The sequence below is a fragment of the Nonomuraea composti genome, assembly GCF_012034275.1.
GTDB lineage: Bacteria > Actinomycetota > Actinomycetes > Streptosporangiales > Streptosporangiaceae > Nonomuraea > Nonomuraea composti.
The window spans coordinates 1-26,876 of record NZ_JAATEP010000096.1; the positions used below are offsets into that span (position 1 = coordinate 1).

The 26,876-nt window shown below is 68.4% G+C and carries 28 protein-coding genes and 2 pseudogenes; 19 read left to right on the forward strand and 11 right to left on the reverse strand.

What is annotated here, in order from left to right; all coding sequences use genetic code 11:
* Positions 1 to 352 precede the first annotated feature (352 nt).
* From HCN51_RS55530 to HCN51_RS55540, 3 genes are all read left to right on the forward strand, one after another.
* Entirely contained in the window at positions 353 to 1,783 is a 1,431-nt protein-coding gene (locus tag HCN51_RS55530) for a DDE-type integrase/transposase/recombinase (RefSeq protein WP_168021849.1), read from the forward strand.
* Positions 1,780 to 2,817 (forward strand): ExeA family protein, encoded by a 1,038-nt coding sequence (locus HCN51_RS55535; protein ID WP_206069060.1) that lies wholly within the window; start codon positions 1,780 to 1,782, stop codon positions 2,815 to 2,817. Before HCN51_RS55530 ends, HCN51_RS55535 begins: the two co-directional genes overlap by 4 nt.
* Positions 2,818 to 2,888: 71 nt before the next feature.
* Positions 2,889 to 3,257, forward strand: coding sequence for a hypothetical protein (locus HCN51_RS55540; RefSeq protein WP_168021850.1), 369 nt, complete (start codon positions 2,889 to 2,891; stop codon positions 3,255 to 3,257).
* Positions 3,258 to 3,433: 176 nt separating this feature from the next.
* Here HCN51_RS55540 and HCN51_RS55545 read toward each other — a convergent pair whose 3' ends face one another.
* Together HCN51_RS55545 and HCN51_RS55550 are read right to left on the reverse strand one after the other, a co-directional pair.
* Positions 3,434 to 4,375 (reverse strand): hypothetical protein, encoded by a 942-nt coding sequence (locus HCN51_RS55545; protein ID WP_168021851.1) that lies wholly within the window; start codon positions 4,373 to 4,375, stop codon positions 3,434 to 3,436.
* A gap of 87 nt (positions 4,376 to 4,462) precedes the next feature.
* A pseudogene (locus tag HCN51_RS55550) lies at positions 4,463 to 4,612 on the reverse strand (acetyl-CoA C-acetyltransferase); the annotation flags it as partial.
* Positions 4,613 to 4,761: 149 nt separating this feature from the next.
* Here HCN51_RS55550 and HCN51_RS62860 point away from each other — a divergent pair.
* The 5 genes and pseudogenes from HCN51_RS62860 (at position 4,762) to HCN51_RS55570 (ending at position 7,144) form a co-directional block, all read left to right on the forward strand.
* Positions 4,762 to 4,998: an ArsR/SmtB family transcription factor gene (locus HCN51_RS62860; RefSeq protein ID WP_346434174.1), complete on the forward strand. Its 237-nt coding sequence runs from the start codon at positions 4,762 to 4,764 to the stop codon at positions 4,996 to 4,998.
* A 160-nt stretch (positions 4,999 to 5,158) separates the two neighbouring features.
* Positions 5,159 to 5,806: an SRPBCC family protein gene (locus HCN51_RS55560; RefSeq protein WP_168021852.1), complete on the forward strand. Its 648-nt coding sequence runs from the start codon at positions 5,159 to 5,161 to the stop codon at positions 5,804 to 5,806.
* Positions 5,806 to 6,333 carry an SRPBCC family protein gene (locus tag HCN51_RS55565; RefSeq protein ID WP_168021853.1) on the forward strand — a complete coding sequence of 176 codons (528 nt, stop codon included), beginning with the start codon at positions 5,806 to 5,808 and terminating at the stop codon, positions 6,331 to 6,333. The genes HCN51_RS55560 and HCN51_RS55565 overlap by 1 nt, the downstream gene beginning before the upstream one ends.
* A gap of 113 nt (positions 6,334 to 6,446) precedes the next feature.
* Positions 6,447 to 6,659: pseudogene (locus tag HCN51_RS60930) on the forward strand (transposase); the annotation flags it as partial.
* A gap of 71 nt (positions 6,660 to 6,730) precedes the next feature.
* Positions 6,731 to 7,144 carry a tyrosine-type recombinase/integrase gene (locus HCN51_RS55570; RefSeq protein ID WP_240974251.1) on the forward strand — a complete coding sequence of 138 codons (414 nt, stop codon included), beginning with the start codon at positions 6,731 to 6,733 and terminating at the stop codon, positions 7,142 to 7,144.
* A 167-nt stretch (positions 7,145 to 7,311) separates the two neighbouring features.
* On the opposite strand, the gene HCN51_RS55575 is transcribed toward HCN51_RS55570, so the two are convergent.
* The 3 genes from HCN51_RS55575 to HCN51_RS55585 all read right to left on the reverse strand — a co-directional run bounded on the left by HCN51_RS55575 (position 7,312) and on the right by HCN51_RS55585 (position 9,710).
* On the reverse strand, positions 7,312 to 7,641 hold the full coding sequence (locus HCN51_RS55575; protein WP_168021854.1) for a hypothetical protein: 330 nt from the start codon (positions 7,639 to 7,641) through the stop codon (positions 7,312 to 7,314).
* Between the two features lie 602 nt (positions 7,642 to 8,243).
* Complete coding sequence (locus HCN51_RS55580) at positions 8,244 to 9,113, reverse strand: hypothetical protein (protein ID WP_168021855.1); 870 nt, start codon at positions 9,111 to 9,113, stop codon at positions 8,244 to 8,246.
* 3 nt (positions 9,114 to 9,116) lie between these two features.
* Complete coding sequence (locus HCN51_RS55585; RefSeq protein ID WP_168021856.1) at positions 9,117 to 9,710, reverse strand: RNA polymerase sigma factor; 594 nt, start codon at positions 9,708 to 9,710, stop codon at positions 9,117 to 9,119.
* Between the two features lie 422 nt (positions 9,711 to 10,132).
* On the opposite strand from HCN51_RS55585, the gene HCN51_RS55590 reads away from it, so the two are divergent.
* From HCN51_RS55590 to HCN51_RS55600, 3 genes are all read left to right on the forward strand, one after another.
* Positions 10,133 to 10,597, forward strand: coding sequence for a hypothetical protein (locus HCN51_RS55590; RefSeq protein ID WP_168021857.1), 465 nt, complete (start codon positions 10,133 to 10,135; stop codon positions 10,595 to 10,597).
* Positions 10,598 to 10,790: 193 nt separating this feature from the next.
* On the forward strand, positions 10,791 to 11,015 hold the full coding sequence (locus HCN51_RS55595; protein ID WP_168021858.1) for a hypothetical protein: 225 nt from the start codon (positions 10,791 to 10,793) through the stop codon (positions 11,013 to 11,015).
* Between the two features lie 203 nt (positions 11,016 to 11,218).
* A complete protein-coding gene (locus tag HCN51_RS55600) occupies positions 11,219 to 11,707 on the forward strand; it encodes a Rossmann-fold NAD(P)-binding domain-containing protein (RefSeq protein ID WP_240974248.1) in 489 nt (162 codons plus the stop codon).
* A gap of 281 nt (positions 11,708 to 11,988) precedes the next feature.
* Here HCN51_RS55600 and HCN51_RS55605 read toward each other — a convergent pair whose 3' ends face one another.
* The 3 genes from HCN51_RS55605 to HCN51_RS55615 form a co-directional block, all read right to left on the reverse strand.
* A complete protein-coding gene (locus tag HCN51_RS55605) occupies positions 11,989 to 12,132 on the reverse strand; it encodes a hypothetical protein (RefSeq protein ID WP_168021859.1) in 144 nt (47 codons plus the stop codon).
* 298 nt (positions 12,133 to 12,430) lie between these two features.
* Positions 12,431 to 13,435, reverse strand: a complete 1,005-nt coding sequence (locus HCN51_RS55610) for an L-threonylcarbamoyladenylate synthase (protein WP_346434175.1) — start codon at positions 13,433 to 13,435, stop codon at positions 12,431 to 12,433.
* Between the two features lie 189 nt (positions 13,436 to 13,624).
* Positions 13,625 to 14,257, reverse strand: a complete 633-nt coding sequence (locus HCN51_RS55615) for a carbonic anhydrase (protein ID WP_168021861.1) — start codon at positions 14,255 to 14,257, stop codon at positions 13,625 to 13,627.
* A 571-nt stretch (positions 14,258 to 14,828) separates the two neighbouring features.
* Between HCN51_RS55615 and HCN51_RS55620 the strand changes: the two genes are divergently transcribed.
* The 4 genes from HCN51_RS55620 (at position 14,829) to HCN51_RS62865 (ending at position 20,532) form a co-directional block, all read left to right on the forward strand.
* Complete coding sequence (locus HCN51_RS55620; RefSeq protein WP_168021862.1) at positions 14,829 to 15,266, forward strand: hypothetical protein; 438 nt, start codon at positions 14,829 to 14,831, stop codon at positions 15,264 to 15,266.
* Positions 15,267 to 15,964: 698 nt separating this feature from the next.
* Entirely contained in the window at positions 15,965 to 16,627 is a 663-nt protein-coding gene (locus HCN51_RS55625; protein WP_168021863.1) for a serine hydrolase, read from the forward strand.
* 587 nt (positions 16,628 to 17,214) lie between these two features.
* Positions 17,215 to 20,169, forward strand: coding sequence for a Tn3 family transposase (locus HCN51_RS55630; RefSeq protein ID WP_240974253.1), 2,955 nt, complete (start codon positions 17,215 to 17,217; stop codon positions 20,167 to 20,169).
* Positions 20,170 to 20,196: 27 nt separating this feature from the next.
* Positions 20,197 to 20,532: a helix-turn-helix domain-containing protein gene (locus tag HCN51_RS62865; RefSeq protein ID WP_206069061.1), complete on the forward strand. Its 336-nt coding sequence runs from the start codon at positions 20,197 to 20,199 to the stop codon at positions 20,530 to 20,532.
* 49 nt (positions 20,533 to 20,581) lie between these two features.
* Here HCN51_RS62865 and HCN51_RS55640 read toward each other — a convergent pair whose 3' ends face one another.
* Entirely contained in the window at positions 20,582 to 21,091 is a 510-nt protein-coding gene (locus tag HCN51_RS55640; RefSeq protein ID WP_168021865.1) for a TIGR04222 domain-containing membrane protein, read from the reverse strand.
* Positions 21,092 to 21,344: 253 nt separating this feature from the next.
* Between HCN51_RS55640 and HCN51_RS55645 the strand changes: the two genes are divergently transcribed.
* Positions 21,345 to 22,130: a hypothetical protein gene (locus HCN51_RS55645; protein ID WP_168021866.1), complete on the forward strand. Its 786-nt coding sequence runs from the start codon at positions 21,345 to 21,347 to the stop codon at positions 22,128 to 22,130.
* Positions 22,131 to 22,881: 751 nt separating this feature from the next.
* Here the strand turns inward: HCN51_RS55645 and HCN51_RS55650 are convergent.
* On the reverse strand, positions 22,882 to 23,628 hold the full coding sequence (locus HCN51_RS55650) for an NlpC/P60 family protein (protein WP_168021867.1): 747 nt from the start codon (positions 23,626 to 23,628) through the stop codon (positions 22,882 to 22,884).
* A 581-nt stretch (positions 23,629 to 24,209) separates the two neighbouring features.
* Positions 24,210 to 24,476, reverse strand: a complete 267-nt coding sequence (locus HCN51_RS55655; protein ID WP_168021868.1) for a hypothetical protein — start codon at positions 24,474 to 24,476, stop codon at positions 24,210 to 24,212.
* 185 nt (positions 24,477 to 24,661) lie between these two features.
* On the opposite strand from HCN51_RS55655, the gene HCN51_RS55660 reads away from it, so the two are divergent.
* The 3 genes from HCN51_RS55660 to HCN51_RS55670 all read left to right on the forward strand — a co-directional run.
* Positions 24,662 to 26,017 (forward strand): IS4 family transposase, encoded by a 1,356-nt coding sequence (locus HCN51_RS55660; RefSeq protein ID WP_168021869.1) that lies wholly within the window; start codon positions 24,662 to 24,664, stop codon positions 26,015 to 26,017.
* A 67-nt stretch (positions 26,018 to 26,084) separates the two neighbouring features.
* On the forward strand, positions 26,085 to 26,354 hold the full coding sequence (locus HCN51_RS55665; protein WP_168021870.1) for a hypothetical protein: 270 nt from the start codon (positions 26,085 to 26,087) through the stop codon (positions 26,352 to 26,354).
* 338 nt (positions 26,355 to 26,692) lie between these two features.
* On the forward strand, positions 26,693 to 26,876 hold a 184-nt coding region (locus HCN51_RS55670; RefSeq protein ID WP_168021871.1), incomplete at its 3' end, for a hypothetical protein.

Sequence of the window (26,876 nt, forward strand, 5' to 3'; positions counted from 1 at the left end):
GATCGCCGTCAGCGAGACGAAGACGCCGATCTCCAGTGCGGATAACCGCAGTCGGTCGGCTCCGAACAGGACGAGGTAAGGCCCGATCATGGACTCGGTGACGCCGAGCAGCAGAACAATGATCAGAAGAGCGATGAGCCGACGCCTCGGCCCGGATGCCGGAGTTGACCACATTCGCAGCGCGCTACCCAGCCTTTCTGTCTTGTATGCGCATGCGCCGATTCGCCGGTTGGCATGCTCGTCTGAGCCAGTGGCCTGACGGGCATCGCGCTGGATGGCAGCCGACCACGGCCCCGCGCTCGAACCCCAACCCGGTGATCTTTATCGTCGATCACGAGGGAGTGGTGCGAGGGTGTCGAAGGCCGATGAGGAGGCGCGTCGGCGAGCCGAGCGCGCCCAGAAGGTGGGGCTGGAGCGATATCAGCTCATCCGGGAGGCGGCCGATCCGGAGCTGACCACCCGGCAGCGGGGCCGGCTGGTGCGGGCGCTGGCCGAGAGCACGCGCGAGGGCCCATTCGGAGAGCCGATGCTCATCTCGCGGGGGACGATCGACCGATGGATCCGCGACTGGCGCGAAGGCGGGTTCGAGGCGCTGGTCCCGCATCCGCGCAACGTGACGCCGCGCACGCCAGAGCAGGTGCTGAACCTGGCGGCGGCGTTGAAGCGGGAAAAGCCCGAGCGGACCGCCGCGCAGATCGTGCGGATTTTGCGGTCCACCTCGGGCTGGTCGCCGTCGGCGCGGACGCTGATCCGGCACTTCGACCGGCTGGAGCTCAACACCCGCCCGGAGGGCCAGGCCCCGCGCGCGTTCGGCCGGTTCGAGGCCGCCCGGCCAAATGATCTGTGGACGGGAGACGCGCTCCACGGCCCCAAAATCGCAGGTCGCAAGACATTTCTCTTCGCGTTCATCGACGATCACAGCCGCCTGGTCGTCGGTCATCGGTGGGGCTATTTCGAAGACACCGTCCGGTTGGCCGCCGCGCTTCGCCCGGCGCTGGCGGCGCGGGGCGTCCCGCAGATGATCTACTTCGACAACGGCAGCGCGATGGTCGACGCCGCGGTGAAGCGGGCCGCGGCCCGTCTCAGCATCAAGATCGCGCATTCGGCGCCGGGCCGGCCGGAAGGCCGGGGGAAGATCGAGCGGTGGTTCGGCGAGGTCAGGCGCCAGTTCCTGGTCGAGATCGCCGGTGACGGGGAAACCTCGGGCACGAAGGTCACCAGCCTGACCGAGCTGAACCGGCTGTTCACCGCCTGGGTGGAGACCGCCTATCACCAGCGCATCCACTCCGAGACCGGGCAGACACCCCTGCAGCGGTGGATGGCCGGCTGCGCCGACGCGCCGTTCCCGACCCCGACCCCGGCGGCGCTGACCGAGGCGTTCAAGTGGAGCGAACGCCGCCAGGTCCGCAAGACCAGCACGGTCCAGCTGTTCTCCAACTTCTACGAGGTCGACCCGTCCTTGATCGGCCGCACCGTCGAGCTGGTCTTCGACCCGTTCGATCTGAACATGGTCGAGGTCCGCTGGAACGGCAGGCCGCAGGGCATGGCGATCCCGCAGACCATCACCCGCAACGCCCACCCCAAGGCCAAACCCGAAACACCGGCGGCGCCGGAGGCGGCCTCGACCGGCATCGACTGCCTGCGGCTCCTGGAGACTAGCCACGACCGGCAGGTGGCCACCGGCATCAACTACGCGGCCCTGATCGACCCTCGCCAGCAGGCCTCTGACCAGGCAAGCGGTCACGATGTTGACGAAGAACAGCCCGGCGATGACGCGCCATGACCGGCGACGCCGACCCCCAGCCCGTCCTCAACCCCCGCGGTGACCCCGACAGTGGCCCTGGTGCCGGCGGCGATCTCGCAGCCGATCCCGGCCCGTCCCAGTCCCTCGACCGGCCGGCCCCACAGGCCGCCCATCCGGTCCTGCCGACCCCAGGACCCGACCCCTCCAACGCCCGCTCCGCCCGCTCCCGGCGGCGAGAAAGTGACGACGACTCTCCCATGATGGACAAGCTCCAGGGCTACTTCGGCTTATCGAAGACCCCGTTCGGGCGGGGCCTGGCCCCCGGCATGCTGCACCGCCACGCCGCTCACTCCGAGGCCATCGCCCGCATCGCCTGGTGCGTCGCCGAACGGGAGTTGGGCGTGGTCACGGGCGAAGTGGGAGTCGGCAAGACCGCCGCGACCCGGGCCGCGATCTTCGGTCTCGACCCGGCCCGGCACATCGCCATCTACCTCGGCAGCCCTGACGTCGGCGTACGCGGCATCCGCACTGCCATCGTGACCGCCCTGGGCGGCGTGCCGAAGAACCAGAAGGCCACCCTGATCCCCGAGGCCAGCGACATGCTGGCCACCGAGCAGGCAGAGCGGGGCCGCACCCCCGTCCTGGTGATCGACGAGGCGCACATGCTGGCCCACGATCAGCTCGAGTCGGTCCGTATGTTGACGAATTTCGACATGGACAGCTCCTCCCCGTTCGCCACGCTCCTGATCGGCCAGCCCACGCTCAAACGCAAGATCAAGCTCGGCGTGCTGGCCGCCCTCGACCAGCGCATCTCCGTCCGCCACCACATGACAGGGATGACGCCCGAGGAGACCGCCGACTACGTCCGGCACCACATGACCCTCGCCGGCCGCTCCGATCCGCTCTTCAGCGACGACGCCATCGCCCTCATCCACGAGACCGCCCGCGGCTATCCCCGCTCGGTCAACAACCTCGGACGGCTGTCCCTGCTGGCCACCTACGCCGCCGGCAAGACCATCGTCGATGAGGCCGCCGCCCGCACCGCCGTCAACGAATCCGCCGCGCCAGAGTGAGCATCACCGCGCCAGAGTGAACACCACGACCCCGCCCGAGCACCCACGGCGGGGTCGTTCCATGCCCGGCCATGCTCAATGCCGGTGTCACCTTCATCAACATCTTGAGTGACCGCTCACAGGAGGCGATCTACTCGATCTTCGGCGCCCTGTGGTTCACCGACCCCGACCAGTGGATGCCGCTCGTGCGCGCACGCCTCTCCCCCGGCGGCAAGCTGGTGTTCTCCTACGCGCCGGCCGTGCCGGGCACCGCCGGCGTGCAGGGCATGTACGGGGCGGGCTTCACCGGCCAGCAGCTGTGGATCTACCGATGGACCTACGAGCCGGAAGTTTGGGCGCGGATGCTGACCGGGGCGGGATTTGGCGAAGTGAACGCTCGGGTGGAGCCGGCCCCGAACCCGGAAAACGTGGGGACGCTGATCGTGCAGGCCCGCGCGTGACAGCTGACGGTGGCATGACCGGCCCGGCCACCCCGGCCACGCCGTACCCTCGCGGGACCAGATCGGCCAGGGCAGCCCGGGGCCAGCATGTGCGCCGCGGTGCCGGGCCCTGCCTCGGCAGCCGGCGAAGCCGGTACGGATCGGCGCCGCGACGCCGTGAGGCCCCCGGCGAGTGGTCATGCGGGACGCAGCAGCTCTTTGCGCCGAGACAGCAGCCGGGCGCGCTCGTCCAGCAACTGGGTGCGGCGCGCCTCCAGGTAAGCCACGGTGTCGCGGGTCCACTTGGCCAGCTTCTTCACCTCGGCCCGGGTCTTCTCGATGCGCTGATGCTTGATCGCATCGATGATGATGTTGTCGAAGAAGGTGTCCACGAACCAACGCGTGTCCACCTTGGGCATCACCGGCCGGGCGGTGACTCCGGCGTCGGCCAGTTCGCGGGCGAAGACGTCCAGCGCCCGCTGCGCCTGCCAGGCGGCCTCGTCCGCCTGGGTGAGCCTGCCGTGTTCGAAGGCGTCGACGATGAGACCACCCCCGAGCAGGTCGAGGGTCGAGGCGGTCCTGGCGGAGCCGAGAAAGCCCAGCACGACGTCGAGGGCCTGGTGTGCGCCTCGCCCCGCCTGGTGGGCTTCGCCGCACTCGCGCAGGTCGGCTTCCACCCGGTCGAGCGCGCCGCCGAGGTCGGCCAGCTCCCGCGCACGCGGATCGCCGCTCCGGATGAGCTGCTGCTCCTTCTGCGCCAGCAGCCGGGCGTACTCCCGGGAGGCGGGGGCCAGCCCGGCCAGCTCGGCGTCGGCCGCCGCCGCGTCGCCTTCGAGCTGCTTGAGCCGGGCCCGGTGACCGTCCACGCGTTCCCTGGCCACCAGAGCCTCGGCGCGCTCGCGTTCCAGGCGCTCCTCGCGGTTGCGCAGCATGCGGGCCAGGACGGAGGACGGCCCGCCTTCCAGCCGGGCAACGTCCCGCTCCTCGTGGGCCAGCTCGGCTTCCAGGTCCTTCAAGGTGGCGCGGACGTCGGCAATCTGCTGCACGATGCTTTCGCGCCTGCGCCGGACCTGCTCGGCGCGGTGCATCCTGGCCGACGCCTCGTGCAGTTGCTCGTCAAGTCCCCGGAAAACGGTCACACCCTGACGACGAACGGGCCGGGCCGCACGTTCCGCGCAGTTCGCCGAGGCTGCGCGAGACCGCCGGCGCATCTCTCGCCGGCGGTCTCAGCCGAGCCGTTCGATGATCGTGACGTTGGCCCGGCCTCCGCCCTCGCACATCGTCTGCAGCCCGTACCGGCCGCTGGTGCGTTCCAGCTCGTACAGCAGCGTGGTCATCAGCCGGGCGCCGGTCGCGCCAAGGGGGTGATCGAGGGCTGGGGGCTCGCCCTCACCGGATGTCGGTCTCGTTCGCCACACAGCATCGATGGAGGGCGTGTCCGGGTATCGATGTGCGTCGACACCGGGGGTAACACGGTAATACCAGTTCTAGCTTATATAAGTCAGACACGGTATGCTTCTGGTTCGTGCACGCGTTCGACATTCTCGGCGACCCGGTATGCCGGCGCATTCTGGAGCTGCTCGCCGAGGGTGAGCAGACCCCTGGGGCGATCACGGACGTGATCCGGGCTGAGTTCGCACTGTCCCAGCCGGCGGTTTCCCAGCATCTTCGCGTTCTGCGTGAGAACGGGTTCGCGTCGCTCCGGGCCGAGGGGGGCTCGCCGGTTCTATGCCGTCGACCCGATGTCGCTAAGCGAGGTTGACGTGTGGTTGGAGCGGTTTCGCGGGTTCTGGGATCAGCGGCTCGATGCCCTGGGCACTGAGTTGGCCCGAGGCAGGCGTGCATCCCGGTCCCGGGTGGCCGGCAGCCCGACACGCGCACCGACGTCGGCAAGGCCGATCCGCCAGTGAAAGGAACATGACATGAAGGACGTGCTGGACGAACTGGCCGCTGCGCGCCGGACGGTGGGAACAGCGACTCTGCCCGCCGGCGACGCGTACACGATGGAGTTGCGGCGTCGCTACGACGCGCCGGTCGACGACGTGTGGAACGCCATCACCGCTCCTGAGCGGCTGGGCCGTTGGTTGAAGCCGGTCACCGGAGACCTGCGGCTCGGCGGGTCGTTCGCGTTGGACGGCGGTGAGCACGGGGAGATCCTCCGGTGCGAGCCGCCGCGTCTGCTGCGGGTGTCCTGGCTCTTCGGGCCGGACGCCGACGAGTGGCCGGGCACGAGCGAGGTCGAGGTGCGCCTGTCCCGGGGCCCTGCCGGGGACACCGAGCTTGAACTGGTCCATGCAGCGGCCGTCGGGGAGCCCATGTTCCCGACCTACGGCCCGGGTGCCGGCGGTGTGGGCTGGGACCTGCATCTTCTCACGCTGGCCCGGTTCCTGGCAGACGGCGAGACCCTCGATCACGAGGAGTTCCAGACCTCGCCCACGGGGCGCGAGTTCGTGCGGCGCAGCGCTGCGGCTTGGGGTGAAGCTCACCTGGCCGCCGGTGGCGATCCGGATCACGTGGCGGCCGCCGTCAAGGCCACCACCGCGTTCTACGCCCCCGGAGGGAACGCTTGATGAAGTACACCACCTCGATCGAGATCGCCCTGCCGCGGGAGAAGGTGCTGCAGATGCTCGCGGACCCGGCGCACATGCCGAAGTGGCTGCGGGGCCTGGTACTGCACGAGCCGGTGGACGGAGCGCACGGCCAGCTCGGCACCACCTCGCGAGTCGTGTTTCAAATGGGGAAGAAGAGGATGGAGGCCACCGAGACCATCACGCGCCTGGAACCTGAAGACCTGCACGCCATCCCCAGTTCTGTCGTCGTGCACTACGACCGCGAGATCGCCGGCGCGGGCATGTGGCAGGCACAGCGCGACCGGCTGATCGCAGCCGGTCCGGACACCACGCTGTGGGAGAGCGAGAGCGAATTCCGGTTCGACGGATTGCTGATGCGGCTGGTGGGGCTTGTGATGCCTGGCTCTTTCCGCAAGCAGTCGCAGCAGCACATGGAGGACTTCAAGGCGTTCGCCGAGCACGGGACGGACGTCCGCCAGTCAGCCGCAGACAAGAACGAGGCCCTCGACGACCACGACAACCGCTAGATGATCGCGTTGAGACCGAGGCCGAGCGTGCCGCGCTGGTCTTCTGGCCCTGCCCCCGAGGTGTGGACGCCTTGAGTACCGGATGATGGAGATCCGGAGACAAGGAGTTCCACGTGGCGATGAAGTCGTATCCGCCGGAGTTCAAGGCGGACGCCGTCGCGTTGTACCTGTCTGATCCGGGGCGCACGCTGGCCGGCGGTGGCCGGCGATCTGGGGATTAGCCGGGAGACGCTGCGGAACTGGGTGCGTCAGGCGCAGGCGGTGATCTGCACCCGGCGACCGCGCAAGGACCTGCCGCTGGACCGGCTGCGCGATCGGGTGCTGTTCGAGACCGCCTACGTGCGGCGCCCGCGCCTCCGAAGCCTGTGGCCTGTACGTCGAAGACCTCGACCTGCGCCTGGACGACGAACACGTCCGCATCAGCGGCAAGGGCGGCAGCGTGCGCACCGTGCTGCTGGACGACCGCGGCTACGTCGCCCTGCTCAAGCTCTACCTGGCCCGCGCCGGCTACACCGCCGGGCCGCTGTTTCGCGCCTCGATCAGCGGCCGCGGCGGGCCGCTGTCCTACGACGCCGCCCACCACCGCTGGCAGACCACCTGCGCGCAGGCCGGGATCGAGATCGACATCCCCCAGCTGCGCCACGCCCACGCCACCGAACTCATCAACGCCGGCGTCTCCATCGAGGCCGTCCGCCGCCGCCTCGGCCACGCTTCTGCCGAGACGACGCAGCTGTACGCGCTGCTCGACGACAAGGCCGCCGACGCCGAAATCCGCGCCGCCCGGCGACGGCGCGAGCGGGCAGCGCGCTGATCGTCAGCACGCAACCGGGACCATGCGGCAGGACGAACAGGAGACGAGATCCGAGTTCGAAACCGCCCCCGTGCAGGCAGGCATCACAAGATTGGCATGTCTGTCCGGATCGCCAGCACATGCGGCAAGTAACTGATCAACAATCGTTTCCGCCACCGCGCAAGGAGTCACGTGACCGAAGGCAGCACCACGCCAGCCGAAGGGAACGCCGACCCCGTGCCGCCCCTGTCACCCACTCGGCCTGACGGCTGGCCAACTGGCTCGGACGCCGCCCCATCCCCGCCACCGAACGCGACCGGCTCCGCCAGACCATCGATGCCGACCGACTGTCCCGTGAGACTGCGCGCACCCAGGCCGACCAGCAACTCGCGCCGCACTTCTCCTACATCGTCATCGAAGGTTTCAACCCCGACCAGAACCCCCGCAAACGCACCCGGCTTCGCGCGCGGCTCACCATCGCTCTCCGGCTGGCCGCCGGAGAAGACCACCGCACCCATACGAGGCCACCGGCCAGCGGATCACCCTCGGTATCGCTGGCCGAGGACCCTCACTAAGCCAAGACAGAAGCGACAGCGACGCTCAGCGCACCCGTGCTGACCTGGGCAAAGTCCTTAGCGTTGTTCTCTGAGGACATAGTCCCCGTACCCCGTGTTGTTCACTCCGTACGTCGATCTCGGCGCCGCGGCCCCGGCGGTTCCGGCGCCCAGCGCCACCCGTCAGAGGGCGGCCTGAGGCGTCGCCCGTTACCTCGACGGGCACCCGACCGACGATCCCCTGCTCGATCCGCTCCGCGCCGACCGGCGCGACCTGTCGGCCCTCTTCTGGAGCCACCTGAACCTGTACGGCAAGTTCGAGCTCGACATGAGTCAGCAGCTCGACCTCGGAACCCCTACCAGGACTCGACCCCGAGCGGGCCGACTGACCGCGACCATATCCGCTTTCGACCGGTGTGGCCACGGCTGAGGCATGCAAGGCGTCCACAACCCGGGGCCGGTAGCCCTCCTTGTGGCCCTCATAGGAGCGGCAGGCGATCTCCTCGATCTCCGCTTACAGGACGCCGGCCGAGGGCCTGGCCACACAGGACACCGGGGTTTGAGTGTCAGCCGCGTCGGATCCGCTGAAGGGTCTTCCCGCTTGCGTCAGTGACGATAAGCGCTGCCGTTGTGATGTCGGAAGGGAGTTTCACAGCCCAAACCCCGTACCCCGCTCCGACGCTCCGCGCGACGCTTCCCGTAATTTTGCGCCCATCCGTGGTGACCGCCATGATCCCGTGAACCTCGGCCCTGGCGATGCCGAAGAAGATTCTTCCGAGGGCGTTCACGCGCTCCTGTTCATCAATGAGTCTGCGCAGTTGCTCCGAAGTGGCATCGGGATGGAGGGCTCGCACCTGCTTCGTGTCCCGAATGCCCCACGTGGAGCCCTGCATACGAGCGAACTCCTTGGCATTGAGCGGAGGAAACCCGGCGCAGGTAGCACCGAGCGAATCCCACGCGTTGCACAGGACAACATCTTTCGCGTCAGCGGTTGACGGCCGGCCCAGCCACATCCAGATCGGTATCTCCGGCATGGAGGCGATCTTCCCGACAGGTGGGTACTTCTTCTTCAACTTCTTGAACCCCGCACCGGACGGCTCCGCCTTGGCCACCACAGACGGTTCAGTGGGTGCCGCACCGGTGGGCACGGCGAGGGTGACGCCATCACGCTGCCCCGGTTGCGGGACAGCGAGCCAGGTCACTGTGACGGCCAGGCACACCGACAGCGCCGAGATCGCAGCGGCGCCTGTCCGGCGGCGGCGTGTCGCGGCCGGCCCGGCCAGACTCAGCCCCCACACCGGCCGGATGCGGCGGGCCCGCGGACGCCTGCTCCCGCCCATGTGACCCGCCAGGCGGGAGCGGGCCGCGCCGATGGACTCCGGAGCGGCCCCCGGCAGCGCGTCGTGATAGCGGCGCAGCTCCTGCAAGTCATCCATGATTCAGACCCCCTTCGCCGCGTGACCCAGTGTCTTGCGTAGTTTGGTTCTGGCCCGATGCACCCGGGAGCTGACAGTGCCGATCGGGATGTCCAAGGCGAAGGCCACCTCCGCGTAGCTGAGGTCGGCGCAGGCCACGAGCATCAACGCGTCGCGGTCGCCCCGGGACAGGCTCTGCAGGCCGCGTGCCAGCCGGGGGCTGAGCTGCTCGGCGGTCACCCGGTCGGTGACGCGGTCGGCGTGGCCATCCACGTCGTCGCGGGCAGCCGAGCGGCTGAGGGCCCGGTAGAGGCGGAGCTCGCCGCGGCGGTGACGGCCGATGAGGTTGGTGGCGATGCCGTACAGCCAGGCCTTGGCCTCCGGTCGGGTCAGGTCGTAGCGGTCACGCTGGTCGAATGCGGCCAGGAACGTCTCCGCGGCCACGTCGTCGGCGGCGCCGGGCCCGAGCCGGGCGGCGGCGTAGCGATGGATCGTGGTGAAGTACCGGTCGAAGATCATCGAGAACCACTCCGGCTCGTGCCGCGAGTTCGCGATGACCGACGCGTCGTCCGCCTCCGCGGCCAGCCGTGTGGCGGGATATGAAGAAGGGTCATGCATCCGGCGCCTTTCTCGAAAGAGGGTCGGCGCTGATTGCCCGATGCGGGCGTCCTTGTTCGCGCTTATTTCGCGGAGCCCGCCGGAGAGCGATGACGATCAGCGTCCCGCCATGGCCCATAGCGCCCCCACGCCGATCAGCCACGGCAGGTCACTGTACCCGGCGTACCGCGACGCGGGCGGACCAGAGATCGGCGGCCACTGATGGGCGGTGTGCTGAAGATCCCATCTAAGCAGGAGCAGAGGGTTCGGGCACCGGTCCACTACAAGCCAGCGTCTTCAACGGTCGCAGCTTTCGGAGTCGGCCGCGCGGTCTTGAGCGGTCAGGCGGGCGAGCCGCTCTCGGGAGGCGGGTACTGCCGCTGTTTGCGTGACCCGCCATGATCGCAGAGCCAGTGAGGCAGCACCGGACACGGCGCTTCATCTTGCGCCGGCCGCGAGCCGTCAGGGAAGTGGCGGCCGTCGCCCGGCTGCGAGGCTGGACCTTCGCCGGCGAAAGACCCGGCGGGGCGGGCAAGCTGCCCCTCATCCTGCTGGAGGGCGGCCTGCCCGGTCTCCAGCTGTCGTACATCGAGCACGACGGCCCCGCCCTGTGCGGCATCGCCTCGACAGCTCTCTGGCCCCCGAGCCCCTCGGCAGGCTCGCCACCGCCGTCCAGGGCCCGCTCGTCCCCTGGATACTCACCGAGCTCCTGGACGACATCGACCACGGAGCCGACCGCGTGCTCGCCCCGCGGGCGGGCCGGCCTGGATGCTCCGGGCGCGGCAGAGCCCGCCTTGCTGGCCCGCTTCTCCGCAGCCACCGAGGACCCGAACCCGGCATCCGCGAGCTCGCCGCCCGGGCAGCGGAGCTTCTCCCCCGCAGCCGCCCGCCAGGCGGGCCCGCCCTGATGAACGTCCCCGACCTGTTCCCCGACGACGCCACCGAACTCCACCGCATCGCCATGCAACAGCTCGCCCCTCTCCTGGGCGATGTCTGAGCCTCCGCTCCGGCTCGCGCGCCGAGAGCTCGAGCCGGCCTCGGCCCGACCTCCCGCCCCTTCGACGCACCGCGCCGGAGCCGCCGGCGATCAGGGGCGTACCGGTGAAGACGCCCGGCGCCCGCCCCGCATCCAGCAGGATGCGCCACCGGCGCCGGCCCGTCAAAGTTCGCGATCAACGGAGGGCAGACCAAGTACGGGAGAAAGGGACAGTCGTCCACTCCCACCTCGGCATCCACGGCGCCTACACGTTCGCCATGCCCGACGTCGCACCCGGCGTCATCCGCGACCTGCGCGACCCGAATGCCGCCGAGGACGACGAGATCTGACCAGTGTGGCGGAACGGAGGGTGACAGCGTGGGAGCCATGAAGGAGACACCGGACTTGGCCGCAGCGACCTACGGGGACCTGCTGCGCCAGACCCGTCGATTCCACCAAGAGCTGGAGCGGTACCACGGGATAACCCGGCGGCATCTCCAGGAGGAGTGGAAGACCGTCGAAACCGCGATCTACGTCGCGCTGGACACCACCGATGCCAGTCCAGTCAGGTGGCAAGACGAGCCGCGCCCTGCGGCCCGGTGGCTTCGCCTCCAACGCCTTCGCGTGGACCGAGACGATCCGCACGGAGCGCACGGCCGCCGCACCATTCGGGGATACCGGGCTGCCGTGGATCGACCCGGCCGACATCGGCGAGGTTGCCGCAGCAGCCCTGCGCGAGGACGGTCACGCCGGGCAGATCTACGAGTTGACCGGCCCCGCCCTCAGCACACCCCGGCAACGAGCACAGGCGATCGGCGACGCGATCGGCGAGCCGATCCGGTTCATCGAGCAGACCCGCGACGAGGCCCGCGCACAGATGCTGCAGTTCATGCCCGAGCCCGTGGTCGAGACCACCCTCGACATCATCGGCAATCCCACCCCCGCTGAGCAGCGAATCAGCCCCGACGTCGAACAGGTCCTCGGCCGCACGCCCCGCACGTTCGCCGAATGGGCGATCCGCAACATCGCCGCCTTCAGATGACCCACCCGAGGTGACGTTCCGCCGTTTCCGCGCCCGTACCCGGCACCAGTGCAGGCGCGAAACGGTCATCGCATCCTCCGACGACACACCGCGAAGCAGCATTCCTCCAACACAGCCCCCAGCTCAGATGACGTTTGGCGACCGGTGTCACGTTGGTGAACGGCAGCCCGAGTGCGCGGCTTGTCTCCATTGGTCGGCTCTTGCGGGAATGTGCAAGCCGGGCACGGCTTGGGCCCAGCTGCCCCGCCCGGCCGGGGCCGACGGCACCAACGGCTGGGTGATCAAGCGGCCAGCTCGACGTCGGCGAAGTCGACCTCCTTCAGCAGGGGGTCGAACGGATCCGGCCGGTGACGTAGCTCGTCGGTGCCGTACGCGCCGAAGCGGCTGATGTGGGCCCCGCAGGTAGGGGGAGATCTGGCCGACACGCCGCCTCGGGCTTCAACCGCCTTCCGGGGCTTTCACTCGGCACTTGCTATAGATGGACACGTGTGGCCGGGTCTGAAGGAACCGGCCTCTCACCTGGGCAGGAAGGCTTCAGCAGGCACCGACTGCGTGTAAGCGCGTTGAATTCCACAAGCATCCCTGAAGACTTCCTGCCGCAACACCCCCAACACCACGACCAGCCCACCGTCCCACACGCCCAGGAAGCCACCGCAGGCTTCCCAGCCCGAGCACCGCCTCCACCAAGGCGCGGCGGTACCGGGCAGGGCGGCGCGCTACCGATCAGGCGGCGGGCCGCGGTCCTGCGGCGCGGCGCAGCCGGTTGGCGATCGCCAGCCCCAGCCCCGCCTCTGGCGGCAGGGACGCCACGATGAGGTCGCAGCCTCGCTGGTCGAGCTCGCGCAGGAAGGCATACAGCTCGCGCGCGTAGGCGGGCATCGACGCCGGGACCGCCACCACGGCGTGCGCCTTCACCTCGGCGTCGGCGAAGGCGGGAGAAAGCAGGGCGCCCACCTGGTGGCCAGAGTTCTGCGCGCGTTCCGCTTCGGCGATCACCTGCTCGGGCTCGACCAGGACGACCCGGGCTCGCGGCGCGTAGTGCGACGGATGCTGGCCCGGCACCCGCACCGGGCTCGTGGAGGGGACCGCCAGCGGGCGGCCCAGCGCCGCTTGCAGGTCTTCGCGCGTCACCCCGCCGGGCCGCAGAATGCTCAGCGCCTCGCCCGTGGCGTCGACGATCGTCGACTCGACGCCGACCTGGCACGGGCCGCCGTCCAGCACGACGTCGACGGCGGCACCGAGTTCGGCGCGGACGTGGCCGGCCGTGGTGGGGCTGACCGAGCCGAAGCGGTTGGCCGACGGGGCCGCGATGCCGCCGCCGAAGGCGGACAGCAGCGCGAGCGCGACAGGGTGGGCGGGCACGCGCACGGCCACCGTCTCCAGGCCGCCGGTCGTCTCCAGCGGCACCCGGCGGCCGCGCCGCAGCACCAGCGTCAGCGGCCCCGGCCAGAACCGCTCGGCCAGCAGCCGCGCGGCGGCGGGCACATCATCGGCCCAGTCGCCCAGTTGCTCCGCGTCGGCGAGGTGGACGATCAGCGGGTGGGACGGCGGGCGCCCCTTGGCCTGGAAGACCCGCGCGACGGCGGCGCCGTCGGCGGCGTTGGCACCCAGGCCGTAGACGGTCTCGGTCGGAAACGCCACCAGCCCTCCGCCACGCAGCACCCCGGCCGCCCTGTCGATGGCCGCCTTGCCCACGGCACTGTCGATGTCACCAGGTTTTGCCGTCACCCTCGCCATCCTTCCCTTGCTGTTTGCCGCCACATTCCGCGCACAGCGACGCCACGATGATCTATGACGCTCCGGTGCCCCGCCCGCGAGGTAGAGCAGCCGGCAGCGCCACCACCTCGTAAGGGCCCAGCCCCCTGCCCGGGCAACATGCACACCCAGGCGACCCAGTGCCGCCACCCACAGGCGTCTCTAGACCGCAGCCCCGCTCAGGCCGTGCGCGGCGACCAGCCGCGCACGGCCATCGGCCAGCCCATACGACAAACCCACCACCGCCAGGCGGCCATCGGCCACCCGCTCGGCCAGCACCCGGGAGCGCTCCAGCAGCAGGCCGGCGCTGTGCCGGATGTGCTCGTGCAGGATCTGCTCGTCCTGATCATGCCCGGCGGCGCGGGCCGCCAGCACGCTCGGCACTACCCGCTCGACGACGTCACGGACGAACCCGGCCGGGGTGCTGCCGCCGTCGGCGGCGGCGCAGGCCGCCGCGATCGCCCCGCACGACTCATGGCCCAAGACCACGACCAGCGGGCAGCCCAGCACGCTCACCCCGAACTCGATGCTGCCCAGCACCTCGGTGCCGGCCACGTGCCCGGCCGTGCGGACCACGAACAGATCACCCAGCCCCCGATCGAAGATGATCTCGGCGGCCAGCCGGGAATCGGAGCAGCCGAACAGCACCGCGAACGGACTCTGCGCCGGCGCCGTCTCGGCACGGCGGGCGGCATCTTGGTTGGGATGCTCCGGCGCACCGGCGACGAACCGCCGGTTACCCTCCAGCAGCATCGCCAGGGCGTCGTCAGGCGTCAGCGTCAAGATCTCGGTCATGGCCGCAGACTATCGGGACTCCTGAACCGGCTCCGCGCAGGTGGCCCCCGACCAGCCGCCCGCCGCACCTTCACCACATCGAGGCCCAGGGCTGCCGCCCACACCGTGATCATTATCAGCACCAACTGTCTGTGCGTGGAACGGAATCCGGCGTCAACCACATCCGGAAGACGCCAGCGGCAGGGGTCACTGACCTGGGAGAGCCCTGTTAACGCCGGATTCCGTTCCAAATCTCTCTGACCCCGGATCGCCGTCGCGCGCGACGACGGCAAAGTGTCCGTCTTCGGCAGCGGGCACCGGGAACTGCGGCGCGAGGTGGACCAGGACGGCCCGGCTACCGCCGTTTGCTGGAGCTCAGTGCAGCCGCCAGGTGGCCGTTGCCGCGCTGACGCCGCTGGTACCGGGCCATCTGCTCGGCAGTCTCGGAAGATCGCTCCGTAGCATGGCGTTGATCGTTTTCCTAGCTGAACCTCAGGCTCGAATCGATCGTCAGATCCATATGGCTCACAGGTACCCGACACATTCCCCTGCCCTGCTGTGCGCTCTAGCCACCCCTTTCCTGTACGCCGCAGTGAACCTGATCGCGATCCAGATCGCCGCCCACCCGACGGGACGCAATCCCTGGTACGACGTTCCCTGGAACGAGATACTGCTGAATGGGCTGGACATCGAGATAGCATCGGCGCGATCAGTGGCGCTGGGCTACACCCTCGTCCTCACCGTCGAAGCGGCCCTGATCACTCTGCGTGTCCGGCAGAGGCGCCGTTTCGCTGACAACGAAATTCCGCCGACGGGCGGGCTCTTCAGCCTGATGTATCTGTTTACTTTTGCTGTGGCCACCGTCCTCAATCCCGTGGGTCCGACATGGCGGGGCAACGACAATCACGATCTTGCCGTGCTCTGCCCGGCCTGGTACATGCCTGCGCTGATCGGCATTGGCCTCGTGGCCCTCATCGGCCTGACCGTCTGGCTCACTGCCGCGATCAGAGATGTGCCGGCGGCGTCCTGACGGGAGTATCCAGAGCCGCTGTCGTTGCACCTGGGGCCCGTCTGTGGATGACAGTCTCAGAGGATGACGAGGGCGAGGAATTCCCCAGCTACTCCCATATGCAGGTGACACGCCAAAGCCGGCGATGGGCAGTCCTCGGTGCGCTGTTGAAAGCGTCCGCGCGCGGAGAGCTACCGACCCGGCGTGAAGACACCCCTCGCCGACGTCTTCGCGCTACCTGCGTCGTGTTCGCCCTTCTCGCAAGCCCTCAGCCTCGAGATGACGGCTCACTTCAGGATCTGAACCCTCCCACCGAGATCAGCAATAGAGCGATCGCACGGCCAGGCGCGTTCCCCGGCTTGCCTATAAAGCCCAGAGGTCGTGGGGGTGGAGAGCGTCGCGCCCGCAGGAATCTCGTCTGCACGGTGGAAACACCGAGGAATCGGCTGACGCTCTACACCTGGTCCTCGATCGTTGCGGCGCCGAAAGACCTTCGTCTCGCCTTCGCGGAGCGCTTCCGGCGTGCCTGAGGAAGGGAACCATCGTGACAAGAGTGATGGCTCGGGGCCTGACGGTCTTGGGATGTGCCGTGCTGGGCTTGGCCACTGCACTGCCTGGCACCTCGATGGCCGCGGGTGCCGTGGCCGGGAGCGTGGGCAGGCCGAAGATCGCCGATGTGCAGGAGGCGCTGGAGACGGTGGCCCGGACGCCTGGGGGTGGTGGGCGTCATCGGCGAGGTCTATTACGACGGCAAGCGCATCGGCAAGGGCTCGGCAGGCTCGCGCCTGCTAGACGGCAAAGGCGGCAGGATCCCGCCTGATGCCCGGTACCGGATCGGCTCGCAGACCAAGCAGATGACCGCCACCATCGTCTTGCAGCTGGTCAAGGAGGGCAAGCTGCGCCTGGACGACAAGCTCAGCGAGGTGCTGCCGCAAATGGCCGAGCAAGACCTGGTCGAGCGCGTTTCCGAGATCACCGTTCGCCACCTCATCAAGTCGACCAGCGGCATCCCCGACCATCTCCCGCTTGACCCGTTCGACTTCACCACCCGCTACACCCCGACCCAGCTGCTGGAGATCTCCCGCAAGAGGCAGCGACCGGTGGAGATCGGCACGTTCAACTACTTCAACGCCAACTACCTCCTGCTCGGCATGATTTTCGAGAAGGTGACCGGCCGCGGCCTGGCCGCCGAGTTCGACCGGCGCCTGTTCGGCCCCTTGAAGAGGACCGACGGCTATCTGCCGACCAAGCCGCGGCAGGGCATCAAGGGGCCCGCACGGGCACGGCTACTGGGCCGAGGAGACCGGCGAGGTGCGCGACGTCGATCAGCTCAATGCCGGCACCCTGCTCGCAGCCGGCGCTGTGATCTCCACCGCGCGTGACGTCAGCCGCTTCCAGCAGGCGTTCCAGCAGGGCAGACTCCTGCCCGCGGAGCTGCGGAAGGTCACCACCGACCTGCCACCCGGTCAGGCCCCGCTGCCGCCTGGTGGCCCCTGCGCCGGCAGCCCCGAACTGCTGCCCGGGCATGTGGGAGCAGCTCCCGGGTTCTCCGCCACGACCTACACCTCCTCCGACGGCCGCCTGCAGTACGCGGTTTCCACCACGGTGGCCGGCAGCGAGAAGGAGCGGGAAGCATGGGCTCGTAGGCCCAGCGCGGGCCGCGAACAGCATGTGAGGTGTTCAGCCGGGCTTTTAACGAGCATCTTGCGGGGGCCGGCGCTCAACGTGGCGGCGGTGTCCAGCCCGTCGCGTGTTGACCTGTGTCGCTGTTGTAGCTGCGCGATTCGGTCTTCGCCACCTCACGCGGCCGGCCTGAAAGAGGGCAGCAGCTTGTTGGACGCGCGTCCCGAGGCGGGCGTGGTCGTGACGATCGCTGCCGCAGGCCATGCTTCGGATCGCGACGCCCTCTTGTGCCACCGCCTGAGAACGCAAGTGATCCGCTGGAGAGGAACCGCGTGTAGTGGACATGATGGTCAAGGTCTTGGGGCCGGTGCAGCTGTACGGGATAGAAGGCTCGCCAGTTCGTCTCAGCGGCAAGCGGCGCGCGGTGCTTGCCGCTTTGATCCTCAACGTCAACACCGTGGTGTCCAAGGAACGGCTGGTGGAGACGCTGTGGGACGACCCTCCTCCCTCTGCCGTGCGGAATGTGCAGACCTACATCGCTCAGTTGCGCAAGGCGGCGCCGCTCGGCGCCCGGTTGCTCACCAAGGAGATGGGGTATCTTTTCGAAGCCGATGTCGAGGAAGTGGATCTCCTTCGGTTCGAGGAGGCGATCCGCGCAGCCCGCGGCCACGCCTCTAAGAAGGCGTGGCACGCCGCTGATCGGCGGTTCAGCACGGCTTTAGCGCTGTGGCGTGGGAAGCCCGCGGAGGGCGCCTGGCTCACTGGGCCGCTGCTGGGCCGGCCCCAGGAAGTGATCGAGGACCTCCGGCCGCTCATGGCCGAGCAGCCGCTGAACGAGCATGCGTGGCGGCTGCTGATGCAGGCGTACTCGCAGGCGGGGCAACGCGACAAGGCCCTTGCGTCCTTCCGGCGCGCTCGTTCGGTGCTCATCGACGAGTTGGGCGGGCGCGGCGTCGGCAGGTCCGCCCTCGCCGTGCACGTCGCGCATCAGCTGCGGGCCGACGTCCCTGACGGGCAGCTGTATGCCAACCTGCGCGGCGGCGATCCGCAGGCCGCCGACCCCGAGGAGGTGCTGGGCCGGTTCCTGCGCGCGCTCGGAATGGACGACACCGCGGTCCCCACCGGCTTGGACCAGCGGGCCGAACTGTACCGTGGCTTGCTGGCCAACGGCCGCTACCTCGTCGTGCTGGACGACGCCCGCGGCGAGAGCCAGATCCAGCCCCTGCTGCCGGGCACCTCCGGGTGCGCGGTGCTGGTCACGGCCAGGCACCGGTTGACAGCTCTGCCTGCCGCCCGCCTGATCGACCTGCCGGTGATGCCGCCCGCCGAGTCGCTCGAACTGCTGCGCCGCCTGATCGACGCCGACCGCGCCGCCGCGGCGCCCGAGGACGCGGCCCTGCTCGTCCGACTGTGCGGCGGGCTGCCCCTGGCGGTGCGCATCGCCGGCGCCCGGCTCGCCGCGCGCCCGCACTGGGCCCTGTCCCAGCTCGCCACGCAGTTGAGCGACACCCGCGAGCGGCTGGGCCAGCTCTCACACGGTCCCCAGGCGGTACGCGCCAGCCTCGCGATGAGCTACCACAGGCTGACCGCGCCGGCGCGGCGGCTGTTCCGCCTGCTCGGCACGCTGGAGGCGGCGGACTTCGCGCCCTGGGTGGCCGCCGCCCTGCTCGACCTGCCCAGCACCGAGGCCGAAGACCTCCTCGAGCAGCTCGTGGACGTCCGCCTGCTCGACGTGGCCCGGCACGCCCCCGCAGGCCGTGCCCGTTTCCACTTCCACGACCTGACCCGCATCTACGCCCGCGAGTGTGCGCAGGTCGACGAACCCGTGCACGAGCGCCACGCCGCCCTGCACCGCGTCATGAGCGCCTGGCTGGCATTGGTCCGCCAGGCGCACATCCGGCTGTGCGGCGGCGACTACCGCCGCCTGCGCGGCCGCGGCCCCCACTGGTCACCGGAGGCCCACGTCCTCGACTCCTACGTCCGCCGCGACCCACTGGAATGGGTGGACACCGAGCGAGCTGCCATCGTGGCCGCCGTACGGCAGAGCGCCGCCCTGGAGGCCGGCGAGGTGGGCTGGGAGCTGGCCTCCACCGCCATGAGCCTCTTCGAGGCCCGCAGTTTCCACGACGAGTGGCGCATCGCGCACGAGATCGCCCTACGCAGCGCGCGGACGGCGGGCGACGCCCGCGGCCAGGCGGCCACACTGATCGGGCTCGGCAGGCTGGATCTCGCTCATGACCGGTTGGCCCGCGCCAGGACAGCCTTCGAACGGGCCTCGGAGCTGTCGGAGCAGGCCGGCGACCGGCACGGGCACGCGCTGGCACTGGTCAACCTCGCCGAGATCCACCGGCTGCGGAGCCGCGCCGAAGAAGCGCTGGACTGCTACGAGCAGGCCGCTGGCGGCTTGGCACACGCCGAGGACCGGGGCACCATGGTGACCGTTCTGCGCGGGGTCGGCCGGATCCACTTCTCGTACGGCCGGCTGGAGCAGGCTGACGCGTTCATCACTGAGGCGATCCGGGTGGCCGACGACATCGGCGACGTCCGGTCCTGCGAGTTCAGCCGGATCGTCCTCCGAGAGATCGAGCTCGTCCGCGACCGCCCCGCCGTCGCGGAGACGTGTTTCCGCCTGGCGATGCGTCGGCTGGAGGCGTTGGGCTTCCCCCGCGGCACGGCGTACGCGGCGATGCGCCCGGCGTCAGCCCGGTTGGAGCAGCAGGACCTCGACCGCGTCTCGCTGCCGGCCATCGTCTCGCAGTGGGATGACATGGCTCGGGTGGCCGGGTCGCCGGCCACCAACCAGGTCCGCGCCCACGACCTGATCCGGATGATGACCGCCGACGGTCGGCTCACCGGCCTAGGCAACGCCTTCGCCCACTACGGCCGCATCTTCAAGTCGTTGCATCTGCTCCAGATCCTGCACATGGAGGAGTACCGCAGAATGATCGGCGCCCAGCTCAACATCGGCGAGTCACGGCATTTCCTGGCCCGTCGCGTGTTCTTCGGCAACCTAGGCCGCCTGACCAGAGGATATGAACGCGGTATGGAGGACCAGGTGGGCGCCTTGGGCCTCGATCTCAATGCCATCACCTGGCGGAACTCACTCTATGTCGACGCGGCGGTCAAGCAGTTGGAGGCAGGAGCAATGGGAATCGAGGGTGGCCAGATCAGCCCCGAGATCCGGGCACGGCTGAGTCCGCTGGTGTTCGAGCACATCAACTTCCACGGGTCCTACCCGTTTCACAGCCCTGACCTGGGCGGAGGGCCGCGCGATGCCACCACCCCTGACGAAGAGGAGTAACCCGGTGGCGGCCTGCTGCGGGCCGGGGTGGACAACCTTTCCGAAAGCAGCACCGGCTCCTCCGCGGTCCTGGCCGCGGCCGCCGAGTACGAGCTGGAGTTGCGCGGTGAACGGCAGGCCGAGGGGGTCGCCGCGGCCAAGCGCCGTCAGGAGCCAGGGCAGATGCTTCCCGGCAAGAAGCGCATCGGCTGGCCGCGTGCGGTCGGCCCGGCCGAGCTGACGACGTTACGCCGCCTCGTCGACGAAGGCATCAGCATCACCGAGGCCGCCCGCATCCTGAAGATCGCCCGCAGCACGGCCTACACCGCGCTCGCCCTCAAGCCGGTTCCATGCACGGTGAAAACGCACCCCCAGTCGCCATGATCACCCTCAGCTACTTGGCGGCTGGAAGCATGTTCGGGAGAAGGCTCTACTACCAGGGGTTCCCACCGCTGCCCCCGTCGTAGTCGCGCGTTGCGTCCCAGCCGCCGGTCCCTTGACCGCGCAGCGAACCCTTGCTTTTGGCTACGGCGAATCGCCGCCTCAGAGTCTCGTCGGAGATACCTGCTACACCATGGAGCGCGACCCTGAGCGAGGGCTGCCGCTTCTCGTGCATGGCGTGCTCGGTCAGCTTCTTGCCAGCGGGAGTGGGACGCCGTGTGAGGCCCAGCCACCCTCGCCCGACCAGGCCTCGGCGTATCAGATCCTCCTCCACGGCCCTCACACTCTCATGTTCTGCCAGCGCGGCGAGCGCCTCTGGGATGGTGGAGCGCTGCGCCAGCGCGGCCTCTTCCACGGGATCGCCGCTTTCGGCTCCCGTAACGGTGTAGAGCTTGTCAGCGTAGGACAGGCGTAACCGCCCGTCCTCGACGAGGGTGAAGAGCGCCGCCAGGGCGACCCTGCGACGGCCACCGCTGAGGTAAGCCACCTCATTGCGATCCACAACCCGCCTCCTTATCTTCGTTCACACTTTCGTCCCCTCATCATGGATGACCACATTCGGGTGGCCGGTCCAGCCCGAGATCGCCGCATGGAGTCACAGCCGTGCGCACGAGCCCCTCGTGGGAGGCCCCGTCGGATATCGATTCCCCGCCTGCTCCGTTGTACGGATGCCGGTCTATCCTGGCGCTACGTATGCGCCCCGGCAATGCGGATGATCGGGCGGATGGCTCTCGGTGCGTGGAAAGGTGGAACCTGTGGCAGCCTTTCGCGGGGAGGAGCGGCCGGCCTGGTTACCAGCGCCGGCCACGGAGTGCCCCGTCGGGCAGACCGAGCGGACCTGGATCGAGACCTCGATGGAGTGGTTCGTCGAGCAGTTCGGCAGGGAGGCGGCGCTGCAGCCGGTCGCCCTGCCCACGCCCGAGTTCTTCCGGTTCCTCCGCCACTACTTCGACATCACCGGACGCGTCAACGCGCTGGTCACCAAGATGTCTCTGCTCATGGGCGTGGCCGTCGGCGAACTGAGAGTCGAGCTCTACGACACCGAGAGGAACGGCGGGAGCCGCACGGTCGGCTACTACGAGGAAGTGGACGGCGTGCACGTCATCGGGATCGACCGGAAAACGGACGGTAACCTCGTAAGCCTGACCGGCACTGTGGCCCACGAGCTCTGCCATGTCCGACTGCTCGGCGAGGGGCGCATCACCACGGACCGTGGCGACCACGAGCGACTCACCGACCTCCTCACGGTGTATCTCGGGTTCGGGGTCTTCAGCGCCAACGCCGCGCTGATGTTCGCCAGGGCAGGACGCAGGTGGCAGATCATGCCGCGGGGCTACCTGACGGACGAGCTGCTCAACGGCGCCTCCAGTGACGGGACCCGGCACCGCCTGGGCTACCTGTCGAAGCAGGAGTACGGTTACGCACTCGCGTGCTACAGCCAGCTGCGCGGCGAGACAGACCCACCCTGGGCCGCCCATCTCGACCCGGGAGTTCGCGACTTCTTCACCAGGAGCTTGCCGCACCTGCCCGCCGACTGGTGATGTTCTCCACCGTGTCCGCCATCGGCCGCAACGGCGCCCAGAGAACACGGCTCTTCACCAGCGAATAGGTTGCCGGAAACGCACCCCGCTTACTCAAAGCTACTTTGCGGCTGATGGCACGGACGCGAGTGGGGCCCCAAGGAGGTCCCCGAGTTCGCGCGAACCGAAAGTTCCTCACGCTGAAGCGGGGGACTTCAAGCTGCATGGATGGTTTCGACCCTTGGGTTCGCCTGAACTGGCGAGGTGCTGTTCCTCGCTCGTGCTCGTCAAGAGCCGTTGTGCCGAGCCGGTGTAGCGGATGGCGGTCTTGAGATCAAGACCGAACATCGCGGCCAGATGCAGCGGGTCCGGCCCACGGGTCGGGGCTTCGTCGAGCTGACGATGGACGCGGAGACGCTCCAAAGTGGGCGGCCTGGCCGCGGAAGGACTCGGTCAACCAGACCTTCGCCATCGTCCGCAAGACGACTGACACGGTCGGCCAGAATTTCCGAGAATGTCGCTTCTCGGCAGTACACTCCCGCCGTGACTTCCGAGAATCCGACTCCAGGCGTGTGACCTTTGGCGGTAAACGGCATACGTCTGAGATTTTCGTGGCGTCTGCCGCGAGGACGCTTCCAGGTTTTCTCGCCCAGCGACGTCGGCTGCACCGTCTGTCGCCCGTACCGTTGAGAACCTGTAATGCCGGCGGCTGCCTGCCATCCTGCCTCTGGGCGGCACCTAACTGCGGTGCCGCCCAGCAGAGTGCGGTTCACTACCAGGGGGCGTATGCCCAGCCAAGGGGGTTTTGGAAGTACGGCAGCCCAGCGATCCCGATTCTGCCGTTGACGCTCGAGGAGATGAGCTGCCCGTTACCTAGGCTCAGCGCAACGTGCCCGTTGGCACTCGTGTTGTAGAAGACCAAAGTCCCTCGCGGCGCGGCCGAGTAAGGATAGCGCTTGTCACGGGCGTTCCAGTTGGCGATGGCGCTCGGATATCGATTGGTCACGCCGAAGGCGTTCTCAACCGCGCGCTCGCAATACCCCTCGTACGCAGTGGAGCCGATACGGCCGTAGAACCATGAGATCGCAGACTCCATCGGCGATTTGCTGGACCAGCGGGCCACGTGGCCGGGCCCGTAGAGGACCAGATTGCCGTCGCTCTGCATCTCAAGGCTGGTTCCGGGAACGCCCTGGGTGCCAGTGGCCCAGATGGGCTGTCCGCCTGGCAGGTAGATGACCAGGTTGCCGTCTCCCTGCATCACCAAATAGGCACCGTTCGATCCGTTCGTACGGCTGGACCAGATGGCGACGTGGCCGACTGAGACGTAGACCACCAGGTTTCCGTCACACTGCATGCTGAGGAGATATTGCCCGTTTGGCGAAACCAGATCCTGGCAGGCACTCAAGGTGCCCCCTGGCGGCAGGTCACCGGCCGCGGCCGCGCTCGCTGATGTGACAGCGATTAACCCCATCCCTAAGAGTAATGCGGCGAGGAAGATTCGAAATTTTCGTAAGCCCATGTCACTCCTCGAATCCAGCGGTCTGGAAGATCGCGGCGGTATGGCCGACTGCCTTAGGATGTAAGTAGAGATGCCTGCATCTCAGAGGCTTTTGGCACTGGAAGGCGGTGACTTTGGGCCTAATTAGTGTGCCATGCTTATCCTATCTGTCGGATCCACGCACTATATGCGCTCGCCAAGGACGGCGTTTCGGATAGCCCGAAGCCGATACGGGTGACCAAATAGGACCAAAAAGTGTTCGCACAGGGAGCCCTGCTGCAGGAATGGAAAACCCCCTATCTGGCGCGCAATCCTATCCAGAGCCATTACTCCTCGACCGCCCAGGCCCAATCACCTGGTTGCTGAACACCACTGCGGGGCGCGCAGTAGCGCCACCCTCGATGACAGAGCGCGCGTCTCTCCTCTCCTGATCGTGGGGTCGGGAAGAGCCACAGTGAAAGTGTCGGAGAATCGAACGTTTCTCGACAAGATCACCAAGGCTGCTTTGTGTCGATTCCTGTAGTTGTGTTCACTGACGTCCTGCGGTTATGAGGGCTGATCCGCGAGCGTGTGCTCGGCATGCCGTCCCGGGAAGGCTCGGCTCAACCGGGCTCGGTAACCTCGCCTGCCTGCTCCGTGGGTGCCCGACGCACCGTGACGGCGGTGCCGTACACGCGTGCGGCCTCGAACAAGGTGTTGAGGACATCAGTGGCATGCTCAGCGCGCGCACCGCTGAGCCGCATCTCCCATGACCACGTGGCCTGGTCCCAGGCCACGTGCGGCTTGACGAACTCCACCTGGCGGTTGAACTCCCGCGACTCGAGCTCGCGGTTGGAGACAGCTGTCACGATCACCTCGAATGCGTCCATGACGCCCGTTGTACGCCGCGGCACCGACAGGAGTGGCCCTTTCTCCGGGGAAGCAGGGACATTCGGGTTACCGTCGTGGTCGTGGACACCTCCCAGTCCCCCGCCAATGCCGTTGCTTAACTTACGCAAGCGTTTCATGTGGCTCCAGAGAGTGACGCATCGCTTGGTTCTGCCGATGTCTGGATATGCATCCGTGGATCGGGTTATCCGAGAATGTGCGTCTGGGCGTGCTCACCGAGCGGGTCACGCCCGAGCTGGTGGATCGAATGCTGGCCGAACATTGCTGTGAGGGCAGCAGGCCGGGAGCGTTGCCGCCGCGGTTCATGGTCTACTTCGTCCTGGCACTGGCGCTGTTTCAGCAGGACTCCTATGACGATGTCGCCGAGAACCTGGTGGGAGCGCTGGGCGGGATGGATCAGTCGGTCCCGAACAAGTCCTCCTTCACTCGTGCCCGGCAACGGTTGGGCGCGGGCCCGCTGGAAGGGTTGTTTCGTGCGTTGGCGGGATCGGTGGCTCCGGAAGGACTGGCCGGATCGTTCTATCGCGGAATGCGGCTGGCCGCGGTCGACGGGTTCGTCCTGGATGTGCCGGACACCACGGCCAACCGGGTCTTCTTCGGCGGCCCGAGTGACGTCAAAGGTCGGGACGTCGGTTTTCCGCAGACGCGGGTGGTCACGTTGACCGAGACCGGCACCCACGCCTCCATCGACGCGGCGGTCGGAGCGTTCAACGGCGGGGAACCGGAGCTGGCGACCAGACTGGCTGGCAGCGCCGCCGGCATGCTGGTCCTCATGGACCGCGCCTTCCCCGGCGTGGCCTTGTGGAAGGCCTATACCCAGGCCGGGGCGCACCTGTTGCTCCGCGCTCGCTCGTGCGTGGCCCAGCGGCCGACCCAGATCCTGGCCGACGGCACGTACCTGGCGCGGATGAGTCTGGCCGGCCAGCGGGCGTCACATCCGGGCGGGGTGACGGTCCGGGTCGTGGAGTACCGGATCGACGGCGGCGAAGTGATCCGCCTGCTGACCGATCTGCTGGATGTCGACGCCTATCCCGCCGCGGAACTGGCCGCGCTGTATCACGAGCGATGGGAGGCGGAATCAGCCTACCGGCAGATCAAGACCTTCCTGCGTGGCCCCGCGCAGGTGCTGCGCTCGGCCGGCCCGGAGCTGGTCCGTCAGGAGGTCTGGGCGCACCTGGTCGTGCACCACTGCTTGGCCCAGATCATCATGCACTTGGCCGGGGCCGGAGGCCTTGACCCGGACCGCATCTGCTTCGTCAAGGTCCTCAAGCACGTCAGACGCAGTGTCATCCGCCAGCGCGTCCAGATGCCGATGAAGCTGAAGACGTTCCTGACGAACATGGCCGCCAAGATCGGTCGCAAGCTCGACAACGGTGCCAGACGGCTACGCGAGGCCGACCGATTCCTCAAACACCCGGAATCCAAGTACGGACCCCGCTACCGAAACAGTCGAGGTCATCCCGCGCCCCGGCCCACAAGGAAAGTCCCAGAAAAGATCATCGAACCGGTGATAGTTGCGTGAGTTAAGCAACGGCATTGAGTCCCCCGCCCCTGATGGCCAACCCGCAAGCAACCGGGCCACGGCCGAGATGTTCTACCAGTTCGCCGGGCAGGCCTACGGCAGTATCGGCTACGAGAACAAGACCGCGGCCGAGCTGGCCGATCGGAGTGCCGACGAGCTGCTGGCTGATGCGCAACTGTCGATGCTCCAGGCGATCTACCACGAGCTGGGTCACGGCCACGACCTGGCGGCGGCCTTGGCCGGGCACTCCGCAGCGTTGAGCGATCACGCCGATCAGATGGCCAGGCTGGGCAGCGATCTGAGGGGCCACGGCGACGCGCTCGACCGCCACCGGTAGCGGCAGCAACCGGAGGTTTGCCGATCGTCCCGCGCGCCTCAGCCCCCGGTCTTCGGCAACTCGGCGCCCGTGCATCACCGGTGCATGGTGCGCGATGACGATCGGGCGCGCTGGTCTCAGGCGGCGTCGTCGTCCTGATCGTCCTCGCTTGAGCTCCGGCGTGGTGCGCTACCGCTAATTCCTGCAGACTTCCTCCTCAACCCCGAACTGGGGCTACGTCGAGGTCACCGACGCCTGGCTCGACCACGCGGCGCCCCAGATGGCCGGCCACGGCATCGGCTGGGACCCCGCCACCGGGCTCGACATGGACGGCGGGCAGGTGCACCTGCCCGCCGTCCATGTCGCTTGCCGAGGCGTCCGAGCGCCGGGGCGAGGTGTACGACAGCTTCCGCGAGTGGATCGCTGACGTGGTCGAGGAGACCCGGCGTGGCATGGGCCAGGCCCCGCCGGACGCCATCCGCCCCGACACCGCCCGGTGCCCGGTGGATCACCTGGAGCACCGCCTGACCGATCTCGACAACA